The 9142-nt window shown below is 63.7% G+C and carries 6 protein-coding genes; 1 reads left to right on the top strand and 5 read right to left on the bottom strand.

Annotation, left to right across the window (positions count from 1 at the left end; all coding sequences use genetic code 11):
• The coding region (locus tag AC1DT7_RS16355; RefSeq protein ID WP_478037097.1) for a transposase at nt 1-109 on the bottom strand (109 nt) is incomplete at its 3' end.
• 171 nt (nt 110-280) lie between these two features.
• Between AC1DT7_RS16355 and AC1DT7_RS16350 the strand changes: the two genes are divergently transcribed.
• Complete coding sequence (locus AC1DT7_RS16350) at nt 281-538, top strand: hypothetical protein (RefSeq protein ID WP_478037092.1); 258 nt, start codon at nt 281-283, stop codon at nt 536-538.
• A gap of 366 nt (nt 539-904) precedes the next feature.
• On the opposite strand, the gene AC1DT7_RS16345 is transcribed toward AC1DT7_RS16350, so the two are convergent.
• The 4 genes from AC1DT7_RS16345 to AC1DT7_RS16330 all read right to left on the bottom strand — a co-directional run bounded on the left by AC1DT7_RS16345 (nt 905) and on the right by AC1DT7_RS16330 (nt 9076).
• Nucleotides 905-2416 carry a glycosyl hydrolase family 28-related protein gene (locus AC1DT7_RS16345; RefSeq protein ID WP_478037091.1) on the bottom strand — a complete coding sequence of 504 codons (1512 nt, stop codon included), beginning with the start codon at nt 2414-2416 and terminating at the stop codon, nt 905-907.
• Nucleotides 2417-2710: 294 nt separating this feature from the next.
• Nucleotides 2711-5560, bottom strand: coding sequence for a TonB-dependent receptor domain-containing protein (locus AC1DT7_RS16340; RefSeq protein WP_478037090.1), 2850 nt, complete (start codon nt 5558-5560; stop codon nt 2711-2713).
• A gap of 175 nt (nt 5561-5735) precedes the next feature.
• Nucleotides 5736-7151: a M20/M25/M40 family metallo-hydrolase gene (locus AC1DT7_RS16335; RefSeq protein ID WP_478037089.1), complete on the bottom strand. Its 1416-nt coding sequence runs from the start codon at nt 7149-7151 to the stop codon at nt 5736-5738.
• Between the two features lie 362 nt (nt 7152-7513).
• A complete protein-coding gene (locus AC1DT7_RS16330; protein WP_478037088.1) occupies nt 7514-9076 on the bottom strand; it encodes a vWA domain-containing protein in 1563 nt (520 codons plus the stop codon).
• Nucleotides 9077-9142 lie beyond the last annotated feature (66 nt).

Below are 9142 nucleotides of genomic sequence, written 5' to 3'. Positions count from 1 at the left end.
TCGCCGGGCTGATCCCGTGGCGCCGGCACACATCCGTTGTCGGCATGCCGGCCTCCTGCTCCTTCAATATCCCGATGATCTGCTCTTCGCTGAACCTGCTGCGCTTCATCCGTCCGACTCCCTTCGCGTCGGACTCTACTTATCCTCGGTCACATTTCAGGGGAGCACGTCATGTGGGTTAGTGATTAGTTACAGTCGCCGAAAAATTGATAGGACGCTAAAAAAAATAGACCTCAGTGGCGCTACTGACGTGGCTGGATTGGTTGCTGCGTACGCAGATATGACGGCCGCGCTCGACATCAACGGGATCGCGGCCGGCGCTGAAGCGCGTATACAGGAGGCGATTGAGGCTCGGGATGCTGCTGAGCTTCTAAAGTGGTATGAAAACAAGAGTTCAGTTCTGCAAATTGCGGCGGCCGCGAAGGGTACGAATAGGCGAAGCTTCGAAGATTGGCTCGTGCGCGCGCTGCGTAATGAGACCGGGGCGGAAATTCGGTCCGCGCTGATTCCCATCCTTCCGGTTATCGCGCCTGCTTGAGTGAGTTGCGAAGCAGCAACTGCGTTATTATCGCCGAGGGCGCGCATTTATCGAACACGTTTTTTGGCTGGCTCCAATTAGCGATGCGGCTGCTTGCTCAGGGGCAGGAAGTTGAGTTGATCTCCGTCGTCTTGACGCTGCTATAGCCCAGCTCGCGCTACAGGTTGAAATGCCGCCCTTTCCCCGGCTGATACTCGACAGCGAACGGGTAGCGTAAATCGTGGAAGCGAAAGCGCCGATATTCGACGCCTGCCTCCTGCGCGCGAATCTGAGTTCCGGCGACAGTGCGTTCCATTGCCGGAGCGTAGGCGTTATGGCATCCCGTCTCCGAAGAACTGAATGTGCTATCGCCGTTATTCTTAGTAGTTACTCCGTGATCAACCAAAAGGTATATGTTGCACCAGGCACGGATGAGCTTGTCTTATTCAAAACCTGAACAACAATTTCTCGGTTGATGGTAGTGTTGTGTGCTGCAACGAATTGGAGTCCGCTTGAAGAAATGCCATTGTCTGYCGGAATAATTGCTATGGGTTTTTTGAGATTCCGCGAAATAAATGTACTATAGGCATAAAAGTTCGCCGATGCTCCAGCGGCTAGAGAGGGCACGGGAATGCTAACTAGCGTCCGTTTGGAAACGGACGCAGCACCAACACCGCCGCCGTAGTTGGCTTCGCCTTGTATCGAGGACAGCACGGTCGGGGCACCCTGTGTTTGCGTGTAGAAGGGAACACTTATCTGATTGTTCGTGCCAGCATCTCGAATGCGCGTGACGATGTTCGGCCCCGGCAGAGCGCCGCCGGGCGCGCCAGCCTGGTCGATCGCAAGGCCGACCGAAATGCGGTTGTTGAAACCGGCAAAATAGCCGACCGTGGCGTTACCGTCAGTAGCCTGACCGTTGGATGATGCGGACCCCGCGAGGTATGGTAGCGAGAGGGTCGAACTGGTCCCGGTCGGGCTATCGGTCGGACTATATCCAGCGTAGCACCAATGGATATCAACGGCAGTCGTCTCCACCAGATTGCCATTCGAATAGATGCATGATCCGCCTGCTTCATTCGTGAATGCCTGTCCGGTTACGCGAATATTGGCCTGGCCAAGTAAATTATTAGGGGAATTGAAATATATGGGAAACCTGGCGAAGATTGTATTAAACTCCGCGTTGATCGCAGCCAGTGTTCCGGCTTGACTGGGGCCGCTATCGAGATAGAGACCATAGGTCATTATGTCGGCAGTGTTGACCTGAACATTGATGTTTTGGGGCGCCCGCGCGCCGTTGGTCCCGTCAAATGTCGCGGTCAAACGAACACCAGCATTCCAACCCACCATATATTTCACATAGATGTCGATACGCGACCCACCTTGGAGTGAAAAAGCATCGCACGTCGCACGGTCGGCGGCCGACCAGGAGGACGGGTAGCCAGGAAAGCTGAACGCTGAGGTGGTGCTCGGCGAGTAGAGACCGCCAAGCCGGACCGTGTTGAGGCCGAAATTTACACTGGCACCGCGAAGATCCATCACAATTCCGCAGCTGGACGCGTTCGTGAAACGCAGGCTGGCGCTGTCGTCCATAAGGATATCGACAGGAAAGGTGAGGTTCCACGCACCGCCCAGTACATAGCTCCCGCGCGGAATGCAGATGGCACGGCCAAGCGATACGGCGCTTGCCGTCGCGGCGTTAAATGCGGCCAAGTCGTCGGTGCTGTTATCGCCTTTCGCATTGTAATCCAGAACATTGATGCAGTTGCTGGCGCTATTTTGGACGCTAAGTGCAACAGCGCCGGTCAATACGGAGTTCCGCGCGGCCGTCCACGCTTCGGCCGTTGCGACGCCCGGGACGATCAAGAACGCTGCCAACAGTCCGATCAGGAAATCACGCACGTATCGATACCCCGAGTCTGAGCAACACTGAAACATCGATAACTGAAACGTCAGGTTCCGGCGACGACGCATTCAATTGCTGGAACGTAGGCGTTATCGCCTCCGATCACCGAAGAACTGAATGCGCTACGACCGTGATTCCGGGGGCATTGGCGAGAAGGGGTCAGGCCAGACGTCACCGTCAGCCGTCAAGGATCGATCGACGCCGCGCGGCTGAGCTTATCCCCAAGTGAAAAAAAGGGCCAGGTGCGGTCTCCCGCACCCGGCCCCATGTCATCCCGAAAACCCTACCCCTCAGAGCCCAAACGACAACCGCGCATAGCCAAACTGTCCCGGCACATCATAAGTGGTCGGGTCGAAGTTGGCGCTGTCACAGGTGAAGCAGGCCGGGGGATCGCGGTCGAACACGTTGTTCACCCCGATCGTCAGCCGCGCGCGGTGGTCCATCCAGGCGGGCGAGAAATACAGCTGCACGTCGCCGTACAGCACCCGGCCCATGGTGTGCACGCCATCCCGTTCCGCCACCTTGCTGATGTAGCGGCCGGTGAAGGACGCGCCGAAGCTCTGCGCCGACCAGTCGAGCGTCGCATTGGCCTTGAAGCGGGGATAGGCCTGGTCGGGGCTGCCGCGTTCCGTGCCGGCGAATTCGAGCGTCGGGGCGCCGAGATCGGCGGGCGGCAGGACATTGTATTTCAACAGCCAGGCGGCGTTGACCGCCAGGCCGATCGTGCCGTTCGCCACATCGCGCGAGCGGACGTTGAACGAGGCGTCGATGCCGTCGGTCTCGATCGCATTGAGGTTGAGCAGCCGGCCGTTGATGCCCGCCACCGCGCCGCTGCCGGTGCGGCGGACGGCCGCGCAGCTGATCGGATCCGCATTGAACGCGCAGCGCGTGAGCGTGAGCGTGGCGGGGACCGAGTCGATCGCGTTCTTCAGGCTGATCTTGTACCAGTTGACCTCCAGGCTGAGCGCGCTCGCCCAGCCGCCGCGCGCCCAGGCCGGGCTGTACACACCGCCCGCCGTCCAGGTCTTCGCCGTTTCCGGCTTCAGCGCGGTATTGCCCTGGGAGAAGACGCCGAGCTGCCCGCCGACCGGCTCCGCATAGCTGCCATTGGCGGGGACGCCGTTGGCGATGCAATTGGCCTTCACCGTCGCGTTGGTCTGGAAGAAGCCGCCGGGCGCGCTGGTGCAGGGATCGTCGATCGTCGCGTCGAAGCGCGACGGGCCGGCATACAGCTCCCCGATGCTCGGCGCGCGCAGGCTTTCGGCGTAACCGCCGCGCAGCAGCAGGTCGGCGACCGGCTTCCACAGGCCGGAGGCGGTGTAGGTCGTGTTGCTGCCGAAGGACGAATAGTTGGAATGGCGGACGGCGCCGTCGAGCTCCAGCTTTTCGAAGAAGGGCTGGTGGCTGAGGATGGGCACGCGGATTTCGCCGTAGAGCTCATCGACGTTGAAGCCGCCGCGGGCCGGGCTGGTCGGCACGTCGGCGCCGAGGCCGGCGACGATCAGCGGATCGGGATCGTAGCTCGCCTGCTGATCGCGATGTTCGTAGCCGATCGCCACCCCGACCGGGCCGGCGGGCAGATCGAACAGGTCGCCCGACAGGTTGGCGGTGAAATCGGCGAGGCGCTGGTTGCTCTTGTCGCGTTCGTCGAAGGTCACATAGTTGAGCATCGGCTGCGTGATCGAGCCGGCGCCGCCGAAGATGTTGAAGGGCACGCACGCGCCGGTGCAGGCCGAGACCGGGCCGAGCGCGCGGGCGAGGTTGGCGGCGTTGAGGTTGCCGGTGAAGAGCTGATGCGCGTCATTGTTGCCATAGACGCCGTTCACGTCCCAATACCATTTGTGATCGCCGACATGGAAGGAACCGTCGAAGGTGACGGTGGCCGACATGGTATCGACATTCTGGGTGAAGGTGCGCTGCCCGCCCTCGACGAAGCGACGGCGGATGGTGGAGTAGTTGGCCGGCGTGCCGTCCGCGCCCGACGACAGGGTGACGCCGAACGGGTTGTACGGGTTGGTGGCATCGACCGAGATGGTGTCGAGCAGGTTGCCGTTGCCGGCGTCAGGCCCGACGAACAGCGGGAGGAAGGCCGCCAGGGTGGTCGAATGGCGGTGGTTGTAGACCAGCTTCACCCGCATGTTGATGTTGTCGGTCAGTTCCTGCTTGAAGTTGAAGAAGGCGCCGTAGCGCTCCGACGGGGTGAGCAGGTAGTTGTACGGCGCGAAGTTGAAGCTGTCCGTGCTGGAGGAATAGTTGCGGAAATCGGCCGGATAGGTGGGGCGGCCGACGACCGGCGCGCGCAGGGTGAGGCTCTGGCCGAGCACGTCGAAGCGGCCATTGGGGATCGCGCTGGAGCAGCCGCCCGAGGCGCAGCTCGTGCCGCCGGGGCTGGGGAATTGCGAGATCGCGCGGTCGCGGGTGCTGACCGCCTCCTGCTTCGAATAGCTGGCGCCGAACACGGCCGAGGTGCCGCTGCTCGGGGACTGGATGCCGTAGCTCGCCTCGTAATTCTGGGTGTGGCCGTCACCCTGGCGATAGGTGCCGAACTGGGCCGAGGCCTTGAGCCCGACCTGCCCCTGTTTGGTGATGATGTTGACGACGCCGGCGACCGCATCCGACCCGTAGAGCGGGGAGGCGCCGGATTGCAGCACCTCGACACGCTCGATCATGTTGGTGGGCAGCTCGTTGAGGTCGACCGAGGCGGGGATGCCGCCCGCCGCCGAGCCGTTGACGAAGCGCAGGCCGTCGACCAGCACGAGCGTGCGCTTGGCGGCGAGATAGCGCAGGTCGATCTCGGCCGAGCCCGAGCTGACGCCGGTGCCGTCGGGCGGGCCGCCGATATTGCCGGCATTGTTGACCTTGGTATTGAGGCCGCCCGCCGCGCTGGGCAGGCGTTGCAGGACGTCGGCGATGGAGCTGAGGCCGGTGCGGGCGATGGCGCTCTCATCGACGGTGACGACGGGCTTGTCCTGGTCGAGCGGGCTGCGGCGAATGCGCGAGCCGGTGACGACGATATCGTCGTCAGCGGTCGCGGTGCTGCCGGCGGGCGTGTCCTGCGCCTGGGCCGGAATGGCCGAGAAGCCCGTAATGAATGCCAGCGATGCGATGCCGGCAAGTTTCCCCAATTTGATCTCGCGCATGTTTCATCTCCTGAACCAAGCCGTCGAGACATCCCCCCATTGTCTTTTTGCTGTCACGCAGGGGAACCCAAGCGAAGGATACTGGCAAGAAAAGATGGCGCGATTGGCGGGTTTATTGCTCGATTATTGCGGGAGCGTGCTTTGCGGGAGACAGTCGCGGCGGGGAGCCGGGAGTTCAGCCGCCTTGCGCATAGGCCTTGACCAGATCGAACAGGAAATCCCGCCCGACATAGACGGACCGCACCTCCCGCCGCTCGTTCAGGCCGTGCGTGCCATTGCCTTCCGGGTCGCCCCAGCCGACCGGCACGCCATAGGTCGGGATGCCGATCGGCGCGACATAGGTGGCGTCGGTCGCGCCCGTCATCATCACCGGGATGAGCGGCGCGCCCGGATAATAGCGTGCGACGAGCTTTTCCGCCGGGGCCATGATCTTCGGGTCGAGCGGCGGCGGGACGGCGACCGGGCGGAGGCGGCCGACCAGGGTGACCTTCGCCTTCGCATCGCCGACCGCCGCGATCAGCGCGGCGCGGGTGGTGTCGGCATCCTCGCCGGGCACGACGCGGCAATTGATCGTCGCCTTCGCCCGTTGCGGCAGGGCGTTGGCGGCATGGCCTGCCTCCAGCATCGTCGCCACGCAGGTGGTGCGCAGCATGGAATTATAGGTGCGGTCGGCCGAGACCGTCGCCTCCGCCGCGCGATCGGCCGGGTTCTTCGCCAGCGCGGCCATGGCGTGGCCTACAGCGTCGTTCCGGGCGGCGCCTTCCTTCGCGAAATAGGCGCGGGTGGTGTCGTTGAAGCGGATCGGGAAGGTGTAGGCGCGCACCTTCGCGATGGCATCGGCCAGTTCGTAGATGGCGTTGTCGTCGATCGGGGTGGAGCTGTGGCCGCCGGGGTTGGTCGTTTCCAGCTCGAAGGTGCGGTTGGATTTCTCGCCGACCTGGATCGACTGGGTGACGACCTTGCCATGCCCGTCGGTGCGGCCGCCGCCGCCCTCGTTGAGCGCGAATTCGGCGGCGATCCAGTCCGGCTTGTTCTCGGCCAGCCATTGCGCGCCGTTCATGCGGGCGCCGGATTCCTCGCCGCAGGTGAGCGCCATCTTGATCGTGCGTTTCGGCTTGTAGCCCTGCTGCTTCAGGCGGATCAGCGTGTCGACCCAGACGGCGACCATCGCCTTCATGTCGGAGGTGCCGCGGCCGTAGAAATAGCCGTCCTCCTCGATGAATTTATAGGGATCGCGCGTCCAGTCCTCGCGCCGGGCATTGACCACGTCGAGATGGCCGAGCAGCAGCATCGGCTTGGCGGCGGGCGAGGTGCCGGGCAGCTGCGCGACGAGGCCGCCGTCGAGCGGGAAGCCGTCGACCTTGAACAGGGTGACCTGATTATCGGCATAGCCTGCTGCCTTGAGCCGGGCGGCCAGTTTCTCCGCGGCGGCGGTGCAGCTGCCGGTGGAGACGGACGTGTCTGTCTCGACCATCTCCTTGTAGAGATCGCGGAAGGCGAGCTGGTCGGGGCGGGGGGCTGCCGTCTGCGCGCCGGCCTGGGTGGCGAAGAGGGCGAGCGCGGTGGCGGCGGCTGTGGCGAGCGGATTCATGCGGTGTCCCCCGGGTGTCGTGCGGGAGGCTAGGGGGGCGGTTTGGGGGGAGTCAAACGCTTCTCGGGGTGGTGGAGCGGCGTTTGCGGCCTTCCACCCTTTTCGCTTTCCCACGTTCGTTCCCGGCGAAGGCCGGGGCCCAGCTGGGGGACGATAATGGCGGGCCGTTGCGTTTCGTTACGGCGACCTTCCCAACTGGGCCCSGGCCTTCGCCGGGGAGCGGGAAGGAAGGGGCGCGCGCTGTCGCGTCGTGACGCTCGGATCGGCGCGTGGCCCGCATAAGGGCGGCGTAAAGAGCGGCCGGGGTTGGACACATCCCCGGCCGCTCCCTGCTGTGGCGATCGTGTCGTTCCTGGAGCTCCCTAGCCGATCCAGTTGCGACGCGACCCCGCAGGCACCTGTCCCGCCTCGGCGAGTTCCGTGAGCTTGACGAATTCCTGCCGCCAATAGCCGTCCGGATTTCCGGCGAGGCGGCGGATATCGGCATAGGCGATGTCGCCCAGCCGGGTGTCGCCGCGCAGCTTTTGCCCGAAGGCGGCGACCGCGGTGGCGAACGCCATGTCGCCCTGCGGCAGGGCGCGGGTGGCGAGCTGTGTCGCGGCGACCGGGCGTTCGATCAGACGGGAGGTGTCGCCGTCCGGCAATTTGTAGCGCAGGCGTACGAACGCCATCTCGCCGTCCTTCTTGCCTGCCGCGGTCGCGCGGCGGTTGTCGGTATAGCGGCGGTCGGACAGCCAGCCTTTCGTGCCGGCGGGGACGACCTCGTAGATCGCGGTGACCTGATGGCCGGCGCCGATGTCGCCCGCATCGACTTTGTCGTTGTCGAAATCCTGTTCGGCCAGCGCGCGGTTTTCGTATCCGATCAGGCGGTACTGGCTGACATAGGCGGGGTTGAACTCGACCTGGACCTTCACGTCCTTGGCGATGGTGAAGAGGGTGGAGGACAGCTCCTCCGACAGGACCTTCTTCGCCTCCATCGCGCTGTCGATATAGGCATAATTGCCGTTGCCGAGATCGGCGATCGATTCCATCAGCGAGTCGTTGAAATTGCCCTGGCCGAAGCCGAGCGTGGTGAGGGTGATGCCGTCGTCGCGTTCCTGCTCGATCAGCTTTTCCAGCGCCTTCTGGTCGGTGATGCCGACATTGAAGTCGCCGTCCGTCGCGACGAGGATGCGGTTGACGCCGTTCTTGATGAAATGCTCGCGGGCGATGGAATAAGCGAGCTGCAGCCCCTCGCCGCCGGCGGTCGAGCCCCCAGCGCTGAGCTGGCCGAGCGCGTTCCTGATCTCGGCCGGGTCGCTGGTGGAATCGAGCACCACGCCGGCCGCACCCGCATAGACGACGATCGCGACCTTGTCCTCGCGGCCGAGATTGTCGGCGAGGGTGGAGAGGGCGGATTTGACCAGGGGCAGCTTGTCCGGCTCGTCCATCGACCCCGAGACGTCGACCAGGAAGACGAGGTTTGCGGCCGGGCGGCGGTCATAGGACAGGTCATAGCCGCGCAGGCCGATGCGCAGGATCTTGGTGTCCTGGTTCCAGGGCGACTGGGCGACGTCGGTGGTTACGCTGAACGGCGCCTCGCGGTCCGAGGGCAGGGGATAGTCGTAGCGGAAATAGTTGATCATCTCCTCGGTGCGGACCGCATCGACCGGCGGCTTCTGGCCCTGGGTGAGGAAGCGGCGGACATTGGCATAGGCGCCGGTGTCGACATCGACCGCGAAGGTCGAGACGGGCGCGTCCGCGACCATATGCACGGGTGAGATGGCGTTGGGCTTGTAGGTCTCCCCGCTGGTGTCGGCCGCGACCGCCTCGTCGGCGCTGCCGGTTTCGTAGCTGGGGGTCGAATAGCTGTTGCTGTCGGGCTTTCCGCAGCCCGCCAGCAATGCTGCCATCGCCACGCCGCACAGGATCGATTTGGACTTCATGACATGCTCCCTAGCTCGGCTCGCCTTATTTGAGCCACATTGTGGCCATGTTTGTGTCATGGCTTT

The sequence above is a fragment of the Sphingomonas sp. P3_C6 genome, from assembly GCF_056402595.1.
Note: the sequence above shows the minus strand (reverse complement) of the source record. Positions and strands in the feature narration are given on the sequence as shown.

Bases quoted from the DNA above. Each gene is read 5' to 3' on its own strand.
- AC1DT7_RS16350 (WP_478037092.1), top strand. From the start codon at position 281: ATGACGGCCGCGCTCGACATCAACGGGATCGCGGCCGGCGCTGAAGCG.
- AC1DT7_RS16340 (WP_478037090.1), bottom strand. From the start codon at position 5,560: ATGCGCGAGATCAAATTGGGGAAACTTGCCGGCATCGCATCGCTGGCA.
- AC1DT7_RS16335 (WP_478037089.1), bottom strand. From the start codon at position 7,151: ATGAATCCGCTCGCCACAGCCGCCGCCACCGCGCTCGCCCTCTTCGCC.
- AC1DT7_RS16330 (WP_478037088.1), bottom strand. From the start codon at position 9,076: ATGAAGTCCAAATCGATCCTGTGCGGCGTGGCGATGGCAGCATTGCTG.